Origin of the sequence: Nocardiopsis akebiae (assembly GCF_018316795.1) — a bacterium.
In the GTDB taxonomy this organism is placed as follows: Bacteria; Actinomycetota; Actinomycetes; order Streptosporangiales; family Streptosporangiaceae; genus Nocardiopsis; species Nocardiopsis dassonvillei.
Genome location: NZ_CP074132.1, coordinates 793,353 through 813,273 on the forward strand (window position 1 = coordinate 793,353; position 19,921 = coordinate 813,273).

Genomic DNA, 19,921 nt, shown 5'->3' on the forward strand with positions numbered 1-19,921 from the left:
CTCCTTGTCGTCGCGGGTGCCGCGCGCCGTTCGCGCGGCACGGTCAGCGCGCCCGGCGGTTCCGCGCGCGCCCGCGCCCGGCCTCGCCCACGAGGCCGCGCAGCCGTTCGGCGTACTCGTCGGCCAGGGCCCGCACCGTCTCGGTGCGGTGCCGGTTGGCCGAGTAGGTCCAGGAGAACTCCAGCCGTCCGCCGGTGACGCCGCCGGTCACGTCGAACAGGCCGGTGCGCTCCTCCTGCGGGGCGTGGTCGCACGGCGGCAGGGGCAGCAGGCGCCCCACCGGCCCGCCGTCCTGGTCGCCGAACCGCCCCAGGTAGTTGAAGGCCACCTGGGGTTCGGGCATCGCGGCCAGCGGGGCCGGAACCCGGTCGCCGCCCAGCTCGCGCAGCGCCCCGAACCCGATCGCCTCCGGCGCCGCCCGCCGCTGGGCCCGGGCGGCGGCCACCGCCTCGGCCGTGCCGGTGCCCGGGGGGACCTCCAGCAGCACCGGGTGGATGGCGGTGAACCAGCCCACCGTGCGGGACAGGTCCACGTCGTCGAACAGGTCCTCGCGGCCGTGGCCCTCCTTGGCCACCAGCAGGCGGGGGTCGCCGCTCCAGTCGGTCAGGACCCGGCCCAGCGCGCCGAGCAGCACGTCGTCGATGCTGCTGCGCAGCGTGCCGGGCACCCGGCGCAGCAGCGACTCGGTCTCCTCCGCCGACAGGGCGGCCGTGACGATCCGCTGGGAGGCCACGTCGTTGGGGCCCGATTCCAGCTCCACGGGCAGGCGGGCGTCCCCGGCCCGGGACGCGAGGTCGGCCCAGTACCCGGCGTCCCCGTCGAAGGCCCCCCGGGCGGTGTGCTCTCCGAGGCGGCGCGCCCACTCGGGGAAGGGGGTGGTGGACGCGCCCAGGTCCACCGCCTCCCCGCGCTCCAGCTGCCCGTAGGCGGTGGCCAGGTCCTCCAGCAGCACCCGCCAGGACACGGCGTCGACCACCAGGTGGTGCGCCGACAGCAGCACCCGCGGCGCCCGGCGCCCGCCCCGGTCGAAGGCCACCGCCTCGAACAGGGGCCCCTCCGCGAGCCGCTTGGCGGGGCGCTCGCGCAGGGCCTCGCGCTCCACCGCCCGCTCCATCTCGTCCTCGCCGCCGTCCACGCGCACCACCCGGGCACCGGGCGCCGCGTCGGCGTCCAGGTGCCCGCGCGGGCCGTCCGCGCTGTCGGTGACCCGCAGCCGCAGCATGTCGTGGTGCGCGGGCAGGCTGTCGGCGGCCCGCGCCCACAGCCGCGGGTCGGTGCCCTCGGCCGCCTCGAACAGCAGCGACATGTCGAAGTGCTCGGGGCGGCGCGTGCGGGTGCGCAGGAACCAGCGCTCCACCGGGGTGGGCGGGACGGTCCCGGTGACCGGGACCCGCGCGGCGGGGCCGCCCGCCGCCCCGCCCCGCTCGGCCGCGGCGGCCAGGTCGGCGACCGTCTGGTGCAGGAAGGCGTCGCGCGTGGTGACGTTCCATCCGGCCTCGCGCACCCGCGAGACCATCTGGATGCTCAGGATCGAGTCGCCGCCCAGGGAGAAGAAGTTGTCGTGGCGGCCCACCTCCGCGACCCGCAGCAGCTCCGACCAGATGCCCGCGAGCGCCCGCTCGGCGTCGCCGCGCGGGGCCGCGTCCGGGGCGGTGCGCTCCCCGGGCTCGGCGGGCTCGGGAAGAGCGGCCCGGTCCACCTTGCCGTTGGCGTTGAGGGGGATGGCGTCCAGGAACACCACGGCGCCCGGGACCATGTAGTCGGGCAGGGTCCGGCGCAGCCGCTCGCGCACGTCCGGCAGGTCCGGGTCCGCTCCCGCAGCGCGGACCGCGTAGGCGACCAGGCCGCGCGCGCCCGAGGCGGAGCGGTGCACCTGGACGGTGGCCTGCGCCACGTCGGGCAGGCGCAGCAGGGCCGCCTCCACCTCCCCGGGTTCGATGCGAAAGCCCCGCAGTTTGACCTGGGAGTCGGCGCGGCCGGTGTACTCCAGCTCGCCGGAGTTGTTCCAGCGCACGAGGTCGCCGGTGCGGTAGAGCCGTCCGCCGTCGCCGAAGGGGTCGGCCACGTAGCGCTCGGCGGTCGGCCCGGGGCGGCCGTGGTAGCCGCGGGTGGCCCGGCCGCCCACGTACAGCTCGCCGACCGCGCCCACCGGCACCGGCCGCAGCCGCTCGTCCAGCACGTGCAGCCGGGTGCCGTCCAGGGGGCGGCCGATCGGCACCGGTTCGGGGGTGGCGCCCTCCCGGGGGAGCGCGTGGTGGGCGGCGAAGGTCGTGGTCTCGGTGGGCCCGTAGCCGTTGGCCACGGTCGTGTCCGGGCAGGCGCGGCGCACCCGCTCCACCGCGTGCGGGCTGGCCGCCTCGCCCCCGGTGATGACCTGTTCCATCCCGGTGAAGCAGGAGGGGTCCTGCGCGGCGTAGAGGTTGAACAGCGCCGCGGTGACGAAGGTGGCGCTGACCCGGTGCTCCGACACCAGGGCGGCGAAGCCGTCGGCGTCCAGCCGCCCGGGCGGGGCCACCACGACGGTGCCGCCGGTCAGCAGCGCCGCCCAGATCTCGTAGGTGGCGGCGTCGAAGGCGTGCGAGGAGTGGAAGAGCGTGCGCCGGGCGTGCCCGCCGGACCAGCGGCGGTCCGCGGCCAAGCGCACCACGTCGGCGTGGGTCACCGCCACGCCCTTGGGCGTGCCGCTGGAACCGGAGGTGTACATGACGTAGGCGAGCTGGTCGGGGTGGGCGCCGTCCAGCCCCCGCGCCCCGGCCTCCGCGGCCGGTGCGGCGTCGGCGGCGTCGACCAGCACCGCCGTGCAGGTCGGCGGCACCCGGTCGGCGGAGGCGGCGTCGGTGAGCACGCAGGGCGCCCCGGTCTCGGCGACCAGCAGGCGGACGCGTTCGGCCGGGTCGTCGGCGTGCACGGGGACGTAGGCGCCCCCGGCGCGCAGCACCGCGAGCATCGCGGTGACCACGTGCGGCCCCCGCTCCAGCAGCAGCGGCACGGGCGTCTCGGGCCCCACCCCCAGCGAGCGCAGCCGCGCCGCCAGGGCGGCCGAGGCGCGGTCCAGTCCGGCGTAGGTCACCGCGACGCCGGGTCCGGCCAGGGCAGGGTGGTCGGGGGTCTCGCGGGCCCGCGCGCCGAACAGGCCGGGCACCGAGGCCGGGGGGTGGCCGGGCGCGCCCGTGCCCCAGGACCGCAGGGCCTCCGCCTCCTCCGGGGCGGGCGCGGGGGCCAGGGATCGCACCGGCGCCCCGGGCGCGCGCGAGAGCAGGTCGAGGACGGCGGTCAGGTGGTGGGCGATCCGGTCGGCGGTGCGGGCGTCGAACAGGTCGGTGTCGTACTCCACCGCGCCCAGCAGCCGCCCGTCCTCCTCCGCGAACTCCACCGTCAGGTCGAACTGGGTGTGCCGGTGGGCGACGTCGTGCGGGCGCGCGTCGAGCCCGCTGACCCGCCAGGGGGCGCCCGGCGTGTTGCGCAGGGTGACCAGCGCCTGGACCAGGGTGGGGCGGGAGGGGTCGCGTTCCTGCCCGGTCGCGTCCACGACGCTGTCGAAGGGCACCTCGCCGTGCTCGAACGCGGCCAGGACGGTCTCGCGCACGTCGGCGAGCAGCGAGGCCGCGCTCGCGTCGGGGTCCACCCGCAGCCGCAGTGCCACGGTGTCGACGAAGAACCCGACCGTGTTCTCCAGGGCCGCGTCGTCGCGCCCGGAGGTCACCGTGCCCAGCACGAGGTCCCGCTGGCCGCTGTGGCGCGACAGCGTCACGGCGGTGGCGGCGGCCAGCACCATGAACAGGGTCAGGCCGTGTTCGGACTCCAGCGCGCGGACGCCCTCGCGCACCCGCGCGGGGACCTCGAAGGCGCGCGCGGCGCCGAGGCCGCGCCGCCGGGCGGGCCGGGGCCGGTCGGTCGGCAGCGCCAGGGGCTCCACCCCGGCGAGCTGGTCGCGCCAGTAGCTCAGGTGCTCCTCGAAGGCGCCCGAGCGGGCCCGCTCCTCCTGCCACACGGCCACGTCGGTGGCGCGCAGGCCCACCGGCTCCAGGCCCGCGGCGCCGGGCAGCGCGTCGGCGGACGCGCCGGGCCGTTCGCGGGCGGCCTCGTAGAGCGCGCCCAGCTCCCCGACGAGCACCGACATCGACCAGGCGTCGGTGACGATGTGGTGCATGGCGATGGAGAGGACGTGGTCGCCCTCGTCCACGCGCACCAGCAGGACCCGGGTCAGGGGTCCCCGGGCCAGGTCGAAGGGGCGCGCGGCGAACTCCTCCAGCAGCGTGTCCAGCCGCTCCCCGCGTCCGGCGCCGGGCGGGCCGTCGAGCCCGGCCCCCTCCACGGGCGGGCCGTCAAGCTCGACCGTCTCCACGGGCAGACCGGAATCGGGGAGCACGACCTGGTGCGGCGTGCCGTCCCGGGAGGGGAAGACCGTGCGCAGCGCCTCGTGGCGCGCGGACAGGGCGTGCAGGGCCCGTTCCAGCGCCGCGGTGTCCAGTCCGCCGGACAGGCGCAGCGCGCCGCCGGAGTTGTACCCGGACCCGCCGGGCGAGTACTGGTCCAGGAACCACATGCGGCGCTGGGCGGAGGACAGGGGCGCCGGGCCCTCGTGCTCCGTCCGCGCGGGCGCGTCGCGGCGGTCGCCGGAGCCGTCGTAGAGCTCGGCCAGCGCCGCGATGGTCGGCCGCTCGAACAGCGCGCGCAGCGGGGGCCGGGAGCCCAGCCGCTCGGCGGCGCGGGCGAGCACGCGCACGCCGGTGACGGAGTCGCCGCCCACGCGGAAGAAGTCGTCGTGCACGCCGACGCGCTCCAGGCCCAGCAGGGAGCACCAGACCCGGGCCAGCTCGCGCTCCGCTCGGTTGCGCGGGGCCGTGTGCCCGGCGCCGGATCGCGCGGCCCAGTCCACGGCGGGCAGGGCGCGCCGGTCGGTCTTGCCGTTGGCGGTGACCGGGACGCTGTCCAGCACGACGAAGGCCGCCGGGACCATGTAGGCGGGGAGCACGCGGGCGGCCCGCTCCAGGTCGGCGGGGGTCGGGGCGTGCCCGGGGGAGGGGACGGCGTAGGCGACCAGGCGGCGCGAGGCGCCGGTGCCGTCGACCACGACCACGGCCCGCCCGACCCCGGGCAGGCGGGTGAGGGCGTGCTCGACCTCGCCCGGCTCCACGCGGTGGCCGCGGATCTTGACCTGGTCGTCGGTGCGGCCGAGGAACTCCAGCCGCCCGCCGACGCGGCGGACCAGGTCGCCGGAGCGGTACATGCGCCCTCCCCCGCCGTCCGGGTCGGCGACGAAGCGCGCGGCGGTGGTGCCGGGCAGGTTGAGGTAGCCGTGCGCCAGCCCGTCGCCGCTGATGTAGAGCTCGCCGGGGACGCCGTCGGGAACCGGGCGCAGCCAGCGGTCCAGGACCCGTACGCGGGTGCCCGCCGCGGGGTCGCCCAGGGGAGGGCCGCCGCCGTCCGACAGCGGCGTGCTCAGGGTGGTGCACACGGTGGACTCGGTGGGGCCGTAGCCGTTGTACACGGCCCGGCCGTCGAGGAAGCGGGCGATCTGCTCGCCCGGGCAGGCCTCGCCCGCCAGGAGCAGGTGCTCCACCGGGCCCAGCTCGTCGGGGGACAGACCGGGCAGCAGCGCGGGCGGCAGGGTCACGTGGGTGACGCGGTGCTCGCGCAGGGCCCGGGGCAGCCCCTCGCCCGCCAATGAGGGGCGCGGCAGCAGCACGGAGGCCGCGCCGTTGAGCAGCGCCACCACCAGCTCGGCGATGGCCGCGTCGAAGCTGGGTGAGGCGAACTGGAGCATCCGCGAGCCGGGGCCCACGCTCATGCGCTCGCCCTGGAAGGCGGCCAGGGCGGCCAGGCCGCGGTGCGCCACCAGGACGCCCTTGGGCCTTCCGGTGGAACCGGAGGTGTAGATGAGGTAGGCGGGGTCCTCGGGGAGGACGTGCTCGCGCAGCGGTTCCGCGCGGTCCACTTCGGGGTCGGCCGCGTCCACCAGCGGGCCGCTTCCGGGCAGGCGGCGGGCGCCCGCGGCGTCGGCGACGACCGCGCGCGGTTCGGCGTCGTCGAGGATCGCGGCCAGCCGCTCCTTGGGGTACTCCGGGTCCAGGGGGACGTAGACCGCCCCCGCGTACACCACGCCCAGCAGGGCCTCGGCCTGGGCCGGGCCGCGCTCCACGCACACGCCGACGCGGTCGCCCCGCGCCACGCCGAGTCCGCGCAGCCGCCGCGCCAGGCGCGCGGCCCGGTCGTCGGCCTCGGCGAAGGAGACGGTGCGGTCCGCGCCGACCAGGGCGGGGTCGTCGGGGCGCAGGCGCGCCCGCTCGGCGAACAGCTCGGGCAGGCTGCGCGGCCGGGGTCCGGGCCTCCCGGTCCAGGAGCGCTCCAGCTCCCGGGCCCGCTCGGGGCCGACCAGCGCCACGGCGCGCAGCGGCCGGGGGTCCTCGGCGTTCTCCAGCACCCGCACCAGGTCCCGGACCAGGCGCTCCACGGTGGCGCGGTCGAACAGCGCGGTGTCGAACTCGGCCGAACCGGCGACGCCGCCGGGCCCGGGGCGGAACTCCAGGGTCAGATCGAAGACCGACTGGCCGCGCCGCACCGGCACGGGCTCGGCCTCCAGTCCGCCCAGCCCCGCCTCGGGCCCCTGGGCGCTCTGGAAGACCACGGCGGCCTGCACCAGCGGCGGCACGGCGGGGTCGCGTTCGGTCAGGACGGCGTCCACGACCGTGTCGAAGGGGACCTCACCGTGGTCGAGGTCGGCGAGGAACCCGGCGCGCGTCCGGTCGAGCAGCGCGCCGAAGGACAGCTCCTCGTCCACGTGCTGGCGCACGGCCAGGGTGTTGACGAAGAAGCCCGCCGTCGCGTGCAGCCGCCGGTCCTCGCGGCCGGAGGCGACGGTGCCCAGCACCACGTCGGGGTTGCGGCTCCAGCGGGCCGCGGTCACCTGGGCCGCGGCCAGCAGCACCGTGGACAGGTGGGTGCCGTGGTCGGCGGCCAGGCGTTCGAGGCGCTCCGTCAGCGGTGCGGGCAGCGTGAAGGGCAGGGTGTCGCCCGCCCCCTCGCGTACGGCCGGGCGCGGGCGGTCGGTGGGCAGTTCGAGCACGGGCGGGTCGGCGAGCCTGCGGCGCCAGTGCTCCAGGGAGCGGTCCAGGGCCGGGCCGTCCAGGCGGGTGCGCTGCCACGCGGCGTAGTCGGCGTACTGGAGGGGCGGCGCGCCCAGCTCCCCGGCCAGGGAGTCCGGTGCGCGGCCGGGGTCGGCGGTGGCGGCGCGGTAGAGGGTGTCCAGTTCGGTGCGCAGCAGGTCCAGGGACCAGCCGTCGGTGACGATGTGGTGCAGGCACAGCACCAGTACGTGGACTCCGGGCCCCTCGGCCAGCAGCCGGGCCCGCATCAGGGGGCCGCGCTCCAGGTCGAAGGGCAGGGCGTACTCGCGGGCCGCGAGTTCGGCTGCCTCCTCGCGGCTCCCGGCGGCGGTCACCGGCAGCTCCACCTCGCGGGGGGCGCCGATGACTTGGCGCCCCTCGCCGTCCACCTCGGTGAAGGTCGTGCGCAGGGACTCGTGCCGGTGCACGAGCGCGGTCAGGGAGCGCCGCAGCGCCCCGGCGTCCAGGTCCCCGGTCAGCCGCAGCACCAGGGCGGAGTTGTAGTCGGTGCGGCCGGGAGCCATCTGCTCCAGGACCCACAGCCGCTGCTGGGCGAAGGACAGCGCGGCCGGGCGGTCGCGGGGCACGCGCGGGATGTCCCGGCCGCTCCCGCCGCGCGAGCGCAGGCGGCGCAGGACCTCATCGCGCGCCCTGGCCCGGGCGGCGTCGGTGGTGGGGTCGGCGGTGGCTTCGCTGCTCATGGTGGCTGTGCCGGTCCTCGTCTGCGCAGGGAGTGGATCAGGCGTTGGGGCCCACGGCGAGCCCGCTCAGGCGCAGGGTGCGCCCGTTGTACTGGAGCGCCGTGGCGCGCCGGGGCTCGGCGGGGTCGGCCAGGAAGCGACCGCTGAGCGCGACCCCGCCGTGGCGTTCGGAGACGACGCGGAAGGCGCCGCCCGGCCCGGTGGACAGCGGGCCCTCGAAGCCGTTGGACATGATCAGCCGGTACCCGTCCCTGCCGGGGACGACCTCGGCGGCCAGGCCGCCGTTGCCGTAGCGCCCCGTGACCAGGTCCGGGCCGGGCCCGGCGGCGCCGCCCTCGGCCGCGGCGTCGGGCTGGCGGTAGTGGCCCACGTCCACCCCCAGCTCGCGCAGGCCGCGGACCACGTGCTCCCAGGCGGTCACGCCGGTGGTGGCGTTGGTGGTCAGCGCGACCACGGAGCCGCCCTCGGGGTCCACGCGCAGGTTGCAGGTGGCGCCGTCCAGGGTGCCGTCGTGGCCGTACCACAGGCGGTCCCCGGCCAGGTGCAGCGACCACCCGGCGCCCCAGCCGTCGGCCAGGCCGAAGGGGTCGGCCACGCTCACCGAGCGGCCCATCTCGCGCAGCACGTCCGGGGCGGCGACCTCGCCGTCCAGGGCGGCGTGCTCGGGGTCGAGGAAGGCGCGGCCGAAGGCGGCCAGGGCGGTGGCGCTGGCGGCCAGGCCCCCGGCCGGGGCCAGCGCCGGTTCGATGTGGAAGCCCACCGGGTGGGCCCGGCCCGCGCCGTCGACGGCGTGCCCGGTGACCAGGTCTGCGGTGGGGAAGGGCCGCGGCGCCAGGACCGGCGCCAGCTCCATGCCGGTGGAGCCGCACAGGTGCGACTCCACGGTCTCCCACCAGCTCTGTCCGGTGACGGCCTCCACGAGTCGGCCCGCCACGGCGTAGCCGGTGTTGGAGTAGGAGAACAGCGTGCCCGGCTCGGCGACGCGGTCCTCGGGCGCGAGCGAGGAGACGTAGCGGCGAAGGGAGGTCGCGGGCGCGGTCTCGGAGCGCTCCGAGACCAGACCGGAGGTGTGGCTGAGCAGGTGGCGGGCGGTGGCGCCCCGCAGCGGGTGGTCGGGGGCGGCCCCGCCCAGGTGGTCCAGGACCGGGGAGTCGAGGTCGACGTCGCCGTCCTCCACCAGTTGCATGACCAGGGCGGCGGTGACGGTCTTGGTCACCGAGCCCATCGGGAAGAGCGAGTCGGGCGCCACGGGGCGCTCCGTCTGGGTGTCCTCCACCCCGGTGGCGCAGGTGTGCAGCTCACCGCGGTGGTAGACCGCCAGTTGGGCTCCGGGGACGCCGGCCTGGTGACAGGTCCGGCGGAGCAGGTCGGACAGGGCGTCGCGCACGACGTTCTCCTCGTGGGAGTCGGAGGGCACCCGAAAGGCCGGCGCTCGGGACGGGAGCGGCCGGTCGCTTCGGCGGGGACGGGGCGGTAGACCGCACGTGTCACGGATACTCACATATCGCTTCGAATCTTGGCAAGGGTTTCGGATATGTCGGGAACCAGGTGACGGGGAATACGGTCCGGGCCTTCCAGGAGATTTCCGGGGTGTGAAGACATTAGCCGCGTACTGAGGCCTTCGGGTTTTTCCCGGTGTATCCCCGCCGTTAGCAGGGGGTTCGCCTTCCGGTCGGGACGGTGAAGGCTTGGACGGAAGGGTCGTGTCGCGTTGTGGACGTCGGTCGACAACGGCCCGGGTTTACCCGCGTGATTGTGTTCCTTGTCACCCGTTCGTGCTGGTGGAGGGGTGATTGCGGTCAATAGTGCTCTTGTTCGCTTGCGCGCTGTTTTGGTAGATGAAACGGCGGTTTATCTGCGGGGGCGGGGCCGAAGGGATCGTCGGATGAACGCTGTTCGGTCTTTTGCGGAGTAACCCGTGTACTGGGCTCCGGAGTGTGGTATGGGCCCTTTCCGGGTCCTGAGCAGCGGTGATGCGCCCGTCCGGGCGGGGCCGCCCCGACGGGGAGGCGTCGGGGCGCGGTCGCCGGGGTCCGTGTCGGGGGTGCGGTTTCGGCGGTGGCGTACGTCGGGGTCGTGCGTACCGGCTGACCTGTGGACGGGGGAAGAATTTCCCTGGTGGCCGCATGTGGACAGGTATTGCCCAATCCTTTACTTTGAGTAATTTAACCACTCCGTACGGTATCTAAACCTTCTGCTCTCACATGGCTTTTGTTCGCTTTGCACGTATTTGTACTGGCGTGATCTGTCGAATAACACTTTTGCTCTATTTTGTCTGCTTTGAGGCCTGAGTATTCCGTGTGGCGCAAGGTGTTCGATCTGGGGTTGTCTGTCGCCCGAGGGAATATCTGAATGACGGGCTTTTTGGTAAAGTGCCCGGTTGGATAAGGCGATGTGGCAAGCTCTGTCCTCGTGCGACGGTCCGCCGGGAATGGCGGTCCGATTCGCCTCCGCGCCCCTCGCCGCCGGGCGGCCGCGCCGCCGCGGCGACGGAGTTCCCGACCCCCACGCCGTCCCCCACACACGCCCTTCCGCCCTTGCCTTCGAACACGCGCCAGGAGCCGTCACGTGCTGTCCTCCCAGGAGTCCACCCGCTTCGCCCCCGACCCCGCGGACACGGCCTCGCCCTCCTCGGTCCCGGGGGCCTTCGCCCGGCAGGCGGCCCGCACCCCCGACGCCCCGGCCCTGCTCGGCGGCTTCCCGGCGGTGACCTACGCCGAGCTCGACGCCCGCTCCGCCGACCTGGCCCGCCTGCTGCTGGCCCGCGGGCTCGCACCCGAGGGCGCCGTCCTGCTCGCCCTGGAGCGGGGGCCGCACGTGGTCACCGCGATGCTCGCGGTGCTGCGAGCCGGAGGCGCCTACGTCCCCGTCCACCCCGACGAGCCCGCCGACCGGGTGCTCGCCGCCGCCGAACGCACCGGCGCGCGCCTGGTGCTCACCGACCGCGTGCTCGGCCCCCGCCTGCCCGCGCGCCTGGGCGACCTGGCCCGGATCCTGGACCTGGACGCGGAGGGCGGCCCGGAGGCCGAAGGCGTCCCCTCCGACCCGGAGCCGCCCGCCCCCCACCCGCGCGCGCTGGCCTACGTCATGCACACCTCCGGCTCCACCGGAGAGCCCAAGGGCGTGGCTGTCACGCACGCCGACGTGGTGGCCCTGGCTCGGGACTCGCGTTGGGGCGGGGGCCGCGACGAGCGCGTGCTGTTCCACTCCTCGCACGCCTTCGACGCCGCCACCTACGAGATCTGGGTACCGCTGCTGCGCGGCGGGGCGGTGGTCGTCGCGCCGCCGCAGCGGCTCTCGGCGCAGGATTTCGGCGCGCTGGCCCGCCGCCACCGGGTGACCTCGACCTTCGTCACCGCCGCCCTGTTCGACCTGTTCGCCGCCCAGGACCCCGCCTGCTTCGCACCGCTGCGCGAGGTCATCGCCGGGGGAGAGGCCGTCCCGCCCGGCGCGGTCCGCGCCGTGCTGGACGCTTGCCCCGGCACGGCGGTCGCCAACGGCTACGGGCCCACCGAGACCACCACCTTCGCCACGCACTTCGCCGTGGACCGCGAGCGGCCCCCGCTGCTGTCGGTGCCCGTCGGAACGCCCCTGGACGGCGTGTTCGCCCGGGTGCTCGACGACCGGCTGGCCCCGGTCGATCCGGGCCAGGTGGGCGAGCTGTACGTGGGCGGGGCCGGGGTGGCCCGCGGCTACCTGGGGAGGCCGGGGCTGACCGCCGAGCGCTTCGTGGCCGACCCCCTCGGCGGCGGCGAGCGCCTCTACCGCACCGGCGACCTGGTGCGCCGCAACTCCGACGGCCCGCTGGAGTACGTCGGCCGCGCCGACTCCCAGGTCAAGATCCGGGGCTTTCGGATCGAACCCGGCGAGGTCGAGGCCGCCCTGCTCGACCAGGACGGCGTCTCCCAGGCCCTGGTCACCGTCCGCGAGGACGCCCCGGGCGCGCGCGTCCTGGTCGGCTACGTCGTCGGCACCGCCGACACCGGTGTCCTGCGCGAGCGCCTGGCCGACCGCCTGCCCGGCTACATGGTTCCCACCGCCGTCGTGGCCCTGGACGCGCTGCCCCTGACCGCCAACGGCAAGGTCGACCACCGCGCCCTGCCCGCGCCCGCCGTCCGCTCCTCCGCCGAACACGTCGAGCCGCGCGGGGAAGCCGAGCGCGCCGCCGCCGAGGAGTTCGCCGCGGCCCTGGGCCTGGAGCGGGTCGGCGCCCGCGACGACTTCTTCGCCCTGGGCGGCGACTCCATCCTCGCCGCCCGCGTGGCCTGGCGCCTGGGGGAGCGCCTGGGCACCGGCCTAGACCCGCGCGCGCTTTTCCGCCACCCCACGCCCGAGGGCGTGGCCGCGGCCGGGGACGCCGGGCGCCGCGAGGAACCCATCGTCCCGGCCGGGCGCGGCCGACCGCTGCCGCTGTCGGCCGCCCAGCGCCGCCTGTGGTTCCTGCACCAGCTCGACGGCGACAGCGCCGAGTACCACACCGGAAGCGCCTTCCGCCTGCGCGGACCGCTCGACGTGCCCGCGCTCCGCCGCGCCCTGGAACTGCTCCAGCGGCGCCACGAGGCCCTGCGCACCACCTACGACACCGTCGACGGCGAACCCGTCCAGTACGTGCGCGAACCCCGCGCCGACCTCCTCACCGTGCGGGAGATCCCCTCCGCCGACCCGGCCGACCGGGAGCGGGAGCTGCACCGGCACCTGCGGCGCGAGGTGGACACCCCCTTCGACCTCGTGGCGGGGCCGCCCACCCGCGCCCTGCTGCTGCGCCTGGAGGAGCGGGACCACGTCCTGGTCCTGAGCACCCACCACATCGCCTGCGACGGCTGGTCGGTCGACCTGATCCACCGCGACCTCGCCGCCTACTACCGGGCCGCCGTGCGCGGCGCGGAGCCCGACACCCGCGCGGAGACCGACTACGCCGACTTCGCCGTCTGGGAGCAGGGCCGCTGGGAGGGGCCCGAGGCCCGGCGCCGCCTGGAGTACTGGGCGCGCGCACTGGAGGACTTGCCCCCGCTGGCAGTGCCCACCGACCGCCCTCGCCCCGCCCGGCGCACCACCGCCGGGGCCGTCCATCGAACCCGCCTGACCCCCGACCAGCTCCGGGGGCTGCGCGCGTTGGGCGGGGCGAGCGGCGCCACACTCTTCGCGACCCTGGCCGCCCTGACCCAGGCCGTGCTCTCGGCCGCGTCGGGTTCGGCCGACGTCGCCCTGGGCGCGGCCTCCGCCGGACGCGACCACCCCCAGCTCGAGGACGTGGTCGGCTTCTTCGTCAACCCGGTCGTGCTCCGCTCGCGCCTGCGCCCGGGCACCACCGCGGCCGAGTTCGTCGGGCAGGTGCGCGCCGAGGCCGACGCCGCCCTCGCCCACGAGATGCCCTTCGACCGCGTCGTCGACGCCCTGGTCACCGAGCGCGACCCCTCCCGCGGCCCCCTGTTCCAGGCGCTGATGGTCCTCCAGAACGCCCACACCGGCGGACTGGAGCTGGAGGGCCTGCGCGCGGAGGAGGTCGACCTGCCGCGCACCGCCGCCCTGGCCGACCTGGTCTTCGAGTACGCCGAACGCGACGGCGCCCTGCGCCTGTCGGTGGAGTACAACACCGACCTGTACGACGCCGGACGCGTGGCGGCCCTGGCCGACGCCCTGTCCCGGCTGGCCGACGCCGTCGTCGCCGACCCCGGCCTGGACCTGGCCGCCCTGGACCTGCGGTCCGGGGCCGAACGCGCCCTCCTGGACTCCTGGGAGCACGCCCCGGCGCAGGACGAGCCCGCGTCCGTGACCGCCGCGTTCGCCGAGCAGGCCGCCCTCACCCCCCGCGCCCCGGCCCTGGTCGGAGACTTCCCTGCGCTGACCTACGCCGAACTCGACGCCCGCTCCGCCGACCTGGCCCGCCTGCTGAGGGCCTGGGGGGTGGGCACGGAGGACGCCGTGCCGCTGCTGCTGGAGCGGGGGCCGCACGTGGTAACCGCGATGCTCGCGGTGCTGCGCGCCGGAGGCGCCTACGTCCCCGTCCATCCGGACGACCCGGCCGAACGCGTGGCCTGGACACTCGCCCGCACCGGCGCGCGCGTCATCGTCACCGACACCGCCTCGCGCTCCCGCATGCCCGAGGGCACCGACGCGCGCGTGCTGGTCCTGGACGGGCACGGCCCCTACCCGACCGTGCGGACCGAGGCCCCCCTGCCCGGGGCCGACCCGCGCGCGCTGGCCTACGTCATGCACACCTCCGGCTCCACCGGAGAGCCCAAGGGCGTGGCGGTGACCCACGCCGACGTGGTGGCCCTGGCTCGCGACTCCCGATGGGGCGGGGGCCGCGACGAGCGCGTGCTGTTCCACTCCTCGCACGCCTTCGACGCAGCCACCTACGAGATCTGGGTACCGCTGCTGCGAGGCGGGTCCGTGGTCGTCGCGCCGCCCGGGCGCATGAGCGCCGAGGAGTTCGGCGCGCTGGCCCGCCGCCACCGGATCACCTCGACCTTCGTCACCGCCGCCCTGTTCAACCTCTACGCCGCCCAGGACCCCGCCTGCTTCGCCCCGCTGCGCGAGGTCATCACGGGGGGCGAGGCCGCCAGCCCCGCGAGCGTGCACCGGGTGCTGCGGGCCTGCCCCGGCACGGCGGTCGCCAACGGCTACGGGCCCACCGAGACCACCACCTTCGCCGCCCACCACCCCGCCGCGCGCACCGGCGAACCGGTGCGCACCGTGCCGATCGGCACGCCCCTGGACGGCATGCGCGTGCGGGTGCTCGACACCCTCCTGCGCCCGGTGCCCCCGGGCGCGGTCGGGGAGCTGTACGCGGGCGGGGCCGGGGTGGCCCGCGGCTACCTGGGCCGCCCGGGGCTGACCGCCGAACGCTTCGTGGCCGACCCCTTCGGCGACGGCGAACGGCTCTACCGCACCGGCGACCTCGTGCTGTGGAACGGCTCCGGGGAGCTGGAGTACGTCGGTCGCGCCGACTCCCAGGTCAAGATCCGGGGCTTTCGGATCGAACCCGGCGAGGTCGAGGCCGCCCTGCTCGCCCTGGACGGCGTCGCCGAGGCCGTCGCCCTCGTGCGCGCCGCACCCGGAGGCGGGCGCGGGCTCCTCGCCTACGCCGTGCCCTCGAACGGGGAGGCTGACGAGGAGACCGCCGAGGAGTGGCGCCGCGCCCTGGCCCGCGTCCTGCCCGGCTACATGGTCCCCGCCGTCGTCGTGGCCCTGGACGCGCTGCCCCTGACCGCCAACGGCAAGGTCGACCGCCGCGCCCTGCCCGACCCCGGGCACGGCGGGGAGCACACCGCCCCCCGCACCGACACCGAACACGTCCTGGCCGAGGTGTTCGCCTCCGTCCTGGCCGTGGAGCGCGTTGGTGTCCACGACGACTTCTTCGCCCTGGGCGGCGACTCCATCCTCAGCATCCAGATGGTCTCCCGGGCCCGCCGGGCCGGTGTGGAGCTGAGCAGCCGCGACGTCTTCTCCCACCCCAGCGTCGCCGCCCTGGCCGAGGTGGCGCGGGTGCGGCGGCCCGGCGCGTCCGGCGCCGGTCCGGTGAGCGGCCCGCTCACCGCCACGCCCGTCATGGGCTGGTTCGACCGCACCCACCCGGTGGCCCCCGACCACTTCGCCATGTCGGTGCTGCTCGACCTCGCCGGGCCCCTGGAGCCGCGCGCCCTGCGCACCGCCTTGGCCGCCCTCGCCGACCACCACGACATGCTGCGGCTGCGCCGCGACGGCGACGGCCCGCGCGTTGCCGGACCCGGCACGGCCGCCCCGCCGCTGAGCGTGGTCGACCTGTCCGGACACGAACCCGGACGGGCCCGCGACCTGGCCGAGGAGAGCATCCGAGCCGCCCACAGCGGCCTCGACCTGGCCCGCGGCCCCGTCTTCGCCGCCGTCCTGCTCGACTCCGGCCCCGAGGGCTCCCGGCTGCTGCTGACCGCCCACCACCTCGTCGTGGACGGGGTGTCCTGGCGGGTGCTGCTGGAGGACCTGGCCACCGCCTACCGCCAGGCCGCCGAGGGCGCGCCCGTGGACCCGGGGCCGCGCACCACCCCCTTCTCCGTCTGGGCCGACCGCCTGGCCCGGCACACCGCCGAGGGGGCCTTCGACGCCGAACTCGACACCTGGGCAGAGGTCGCCGCCACCCGCGCCGAACCGCCCCGCGACCACCCCGGCCGGGGCAACGGCCTGGTGCGCGACCAGGAGGTGGTCACCGCCGGGCTGTCCGAGGAGGACACCCGCCGCCTGCTGGCCGAGGCGCCCGCGGCCTTCCGTACCCGCGTCAACGACCTGCTGCTGTCCGCCCTGGGCCGCGTGCTGTGCGAGTGGACCGGCTCCGCGCACGTGCCCGTGGACCTGGAGGGCCACGGCCGCGAGGACCTGTTCGAGGACCTGGACACCTCGCGCACCGTGGGCTGGTTCACCACCGTGTTCCCCGTCGTGCTCACCGGCCGGCCCGACCGGACCGAGCAGATCCGCGCCACCAAGGAGATGCTGCGCGCGGTCCCCGGCAACGGCCTGGGCTACGGCGCCCTGCGCCACCTGGGCACGCCCGAACAGCGGGCCCGCCTGGAGCGCGACCCCGCGCCCGGCGTGAGCTTCAACTACCTGGGCCGCTTCGACACCGACCCCGGCCGGGGCGCCCTGCACACCGCGATGCGGCTCAACCCCGGCGGCGAGCACTCCCCGGACGAGGAGCGCGCCCACCTGGTCGAGGTGGTGGGCCGCTTCGAGGGCGAACGCCTGGTCTTCGACTGGTACCACGCCACCACCGTCCACGGCACGGCCACCGTGCGCCGCCTCGCCGAGGCCATGGCCGCCGAACTCGCCGCGCTGGTCGAGCACTGCCTGGACCCCGCCCACGGCGGGGCCACCCCCTCCGACTTCCCGCTCGTGCGCCTGGAGCAGGCCGAGGTCGACCGCCTCGTCGGCGACGGCCGCGACGTCCAGGACGTGTGGCCGCTCACCCCCATGCAGCAGGGCATGTTCTTCCACTCCGCCCTGGAACCCGACTCCGGCTCCTACCTGGAGCAGGTCGTCGTGGACCTGGACGGCGTGGACGACCCCGGGGCCCTGGGCCGCGCCTGGCGGCGGGTGGTCGCGGCCACCCCCGTTCTACGCGCCCGCGTGGCCTGGGAGGGGCTGTCCGAACCGGTCCTGCTCGTGCACCGCGCCGTCCCCGTCGAGGTGGCACACCTCGACCTGCGCGGCGCGACGGAGGACGAGCGCGAGCGGGCCCTGGCCGACCACCTGGCCGAGGACGCAGCCCGCGGCGTGGACCCCGTCCGCGACCCTCTCCTGCGAGTGGCCCTGCTGCGCACCGGCGACGCCTCCGTGCGCCTGGTGTGGACCTTCCACCACCTGGTCCTGGACGGGTGGAGCCTGCCCCTGGTCATGGAGGACGTCCTTGCCGCCTACCGGGGCGGTGTCCCGGCGGCGCGCCCCGACTACCGGGAGTACCTGCGCCGCCTGGCCGGACGCGACGCGGAGGAGGGGCACGCCTTCTGGCGGGGCGTGCTGGAGGGCGTCACCGAGCCCACGCCGCTGCCCTACGACCGGCCGCCCGCCGCCCTGCGGGCAGCCCGCTCCAGCGCCCGCAGCGAGGCCGTCCTCGCACCGGAGCGGGCCGGTGCCGTGCACGCCTTCGCCCGCGCCCACGGCCTGACCGTCAACGCCGTGGTCCAGGGCGCGTGGGCCCTGCTCCTGTCCGCGTACTCGGGGCGGGCCGACGTGGTCTTCGGCGCCACCACCTCCGGCCGCCCCGACGACATGCCCGGGGTGGAGGCCGCCGTGGGCCTGTTCATCAACACCCTGCCGGTGCGCGTGGCCGTGGACCCCGCCGAGCCCGTGACGCGGTGGCTGCGCCGTCTCCAGGAGGACCAGGCGCGCTCGCGGGCCCAGGACCACCTGTCGCTGGCGCGCGTGCAGGCCGAGGCGGGCCTGCCCGGGGACACCCCGCTCTTCGACAGCGTCGTGGTGTTCGAGAACTACCCCGTGGACGAGGCCGCGGCCGCCGAACACGGGCTGCGGGTCCGGTTCGTCAACGCGGTGGAGGCCACCAACTACCCGCTCGCGCTGAGCGCCTACGCCTCCGACGGGCTGCGCCTGGTCTTAGGGCACGACCCGGAGTGCTTCGACGCCGCGACCGCGGACCGCCTGCTGGGCGACCTGGAGCGCATCCTGGTCTCGCTCACCGAGGACCCCGAACGCCCCCTGGGCAGGGTGGCCGGGGCCGACCCGGCCCGGTCCCTGGCCTTGGCCGACGGCGGGGGAGAGGAGCCGCCCGCCGCCACCGTCACCGCGCTGTTCGCAGAGCGGGCCGCCCGCCACCCCGAGGCGACCGCCCTGGTCGGCGCGGACGGCGAGTGGACCTACGCCGAACTGGACGCCGAGGCCGACCGGATCGCCGACCGCCTGGCCGCGCTGGGCGTGGGCGCGGAGTCCCGGGTGCTGCTGCTCATGCCGCGTTCGCCGCGGGTGGTGGCCGCCATGCTCGGCGTCCTGCGCACGGGGGCCGCCTACGCGCCGCTGCACGAGACCGTTCCGGCGGAGCGGGTCGCCTCCCTGGCCCGCGCGCTGGGCGCGCGCGTGGCGGTGGCCGACCCCGGCACGGCCGAACGCTGCGCGGACGTGGAGGCGGTGGTGGGCTACGCCGCCGACGGCGCGCTGTCCGGGGCGGGCGAGGGCGCGGAGGCCACGGTCCGACGGGACCCGGTGCACGGGCACACCGCCGCCTACGTCATGTTCACCTCGGGCTCCACGGGCACGCCCAAGGGCGTGGTGGTCGACCACCGCGCCGTGGTCGCCCTCAGTGCCGACTCCCGCTGGCGCGAGGGCCACGACAGGGTGCTGTTCCACTCCCCGCACGCCTTCGACGCCGCCACCTACGAGGTCTGGGTGCCGCTGCTCAACGGAGGGACCGCGGTGGTCGCGGACGGGCCGGTCTCCGCCGACGCCCTGCGCGAGCACACCGCCCGGCACGGGGTGAGCGCGGTCTTCCTCACCACCGCCCTGTTCAACCTCTTCGCCCAGCAGGACCCGGAGTGCTTCGCGGGGCTGCGCGAGCTGTGGACCGGCGGGGAGGCCGCCGACCCGGCCTCCCTCGCCCGCGTGCGCCGGACGTGCCCCGACACCGAGCTGGTGCACGTGTACGGACCCACCGAGGCCACCACCTTCGCCACGTGCACCCCGCTGAGCGCGGAGGAGGCCGACGCCGGGCACTGCCCGATCGGCCGCCCCATGGACGCCACCGGCGCCCACGTCCTGGACGGCGCCCTGCGCCCGGTCCCGCCCGGCGCGGTGGGCGAACTGTACCTTTCCGGGCCGGGGACGGCGCGCGGCTACGACGGCCAGCCCGGGCTGACCGCCGAGCGCTTCGTGGCCGACCCCTTCGGCGACGGCGGGCGGCTCTACCGCACCGGCGACCTGGTGCGCTGGTCCGCCGAGGGGCGCCTGGTCTTCGTGGGCCGCGCGGACGGCCAGGTGAAGCTGCGCGGGTTCCGCATCGAGACGGGCGAGGTGGAGGCCGCCCTGCTGCGCGTACCCGGAGTCGCCCAGGCCGTGGTGCTGGTGGCCGAGGCCCCCACCGGCGGACGCCAGCTCGTCGCCTACGTCACCGGAGGGGAGGCGGACGCGGAGCTGGTGCGCGAAAGCCTGTCCCGCGAGCTGCCCGCCTACATGGTGCCCGCGGCCGTCACCGTGCTGGAGGCGCTGCCGCTCAACGCCAACGGCAAGGTGGACCGGGCCCGACTGCCCGAACCCGCCTGGGCGCGCGCCGCCGCGCCCGTGCACGTCGAGCCGAGCACCCCCACGGAGGAGGCCGTGGCCGAGGTGTGGGGGCGCACCCTTGGGTTGGAGCGCATCGGCCGCGACGACAACTTCTTCGACATCGGCGGGGACTCGGTGCGCAGCCTCCAGGTGGTGCGCGAGGTCGAACGCCTGCTGGACGTCACGGTGCCCACCCGGCTGCTGTTCGACCACCAGACGGTGCGCGCCTACGCCGAGGCGGTGGAGGACGTGCTGCTGGAACAGATGTGACGCGGGAGCCGGGCGCCGCCGACCGGCGGCGCCCGGGGCGGCTCAGCACGCGGGGCCGCCCCGGCGTCCGTGACCTTGGCGCCGGGGAGGCGCCCCGGTGTGCGG

The 19,921-nt window shown here is 76.3% G+C and carries 3 protein-coding genes; 1 reads left to right on the forward strand and 2 read right to left on the reverse strand.

Annotated elements, in window-relative coordinates; all coding sequences use genetic code 11:
* Positions 1 to 43: 43 nt before the first annotated feature.
* Positions 44 to 7,807, reverse strand: a complete 7,764-nt coding sequence (locus KGD83_RS03465) for a non-ribosomal peptide synthetase (protein ID WP_212642482.1) — start codon at positions 7,805 to 7,807, stop codon at positions 44 to 46.
* 37 nt (positions 7,808 to 7,844) lie between these two features.
* Entirely contained in the window at positions 7,845 to 9,224 is a 1,380-nt protein-coding gene (locus KGD83_RS03470) for a serine hydrolase domain-containing protein (RefSeq protein WP_212642483.1), read from the reverse strand.
* Between the two features lie 1,151 nt (positions 9,225 to 10,375).
* On the opposite strand from KGD83_RS03470, the gene KGD83_RS03475 reads away from it, so the two are divergent.
* On the forward strand, positions 10,376 to 19,816 hold the full coding sequence (locus tag KGD83_RS03475; RefSeq protein WP_212642484.1) for a non-ribosomal peptide synthetase: 9,441 nt from the start codon (positions 10,376 to 10,378) through the stop codon (positions 19,814 to 19,816).
* The last annotated feature ends 105 nt before the right edge of the window (positions 19,817 to 19,921 follow it).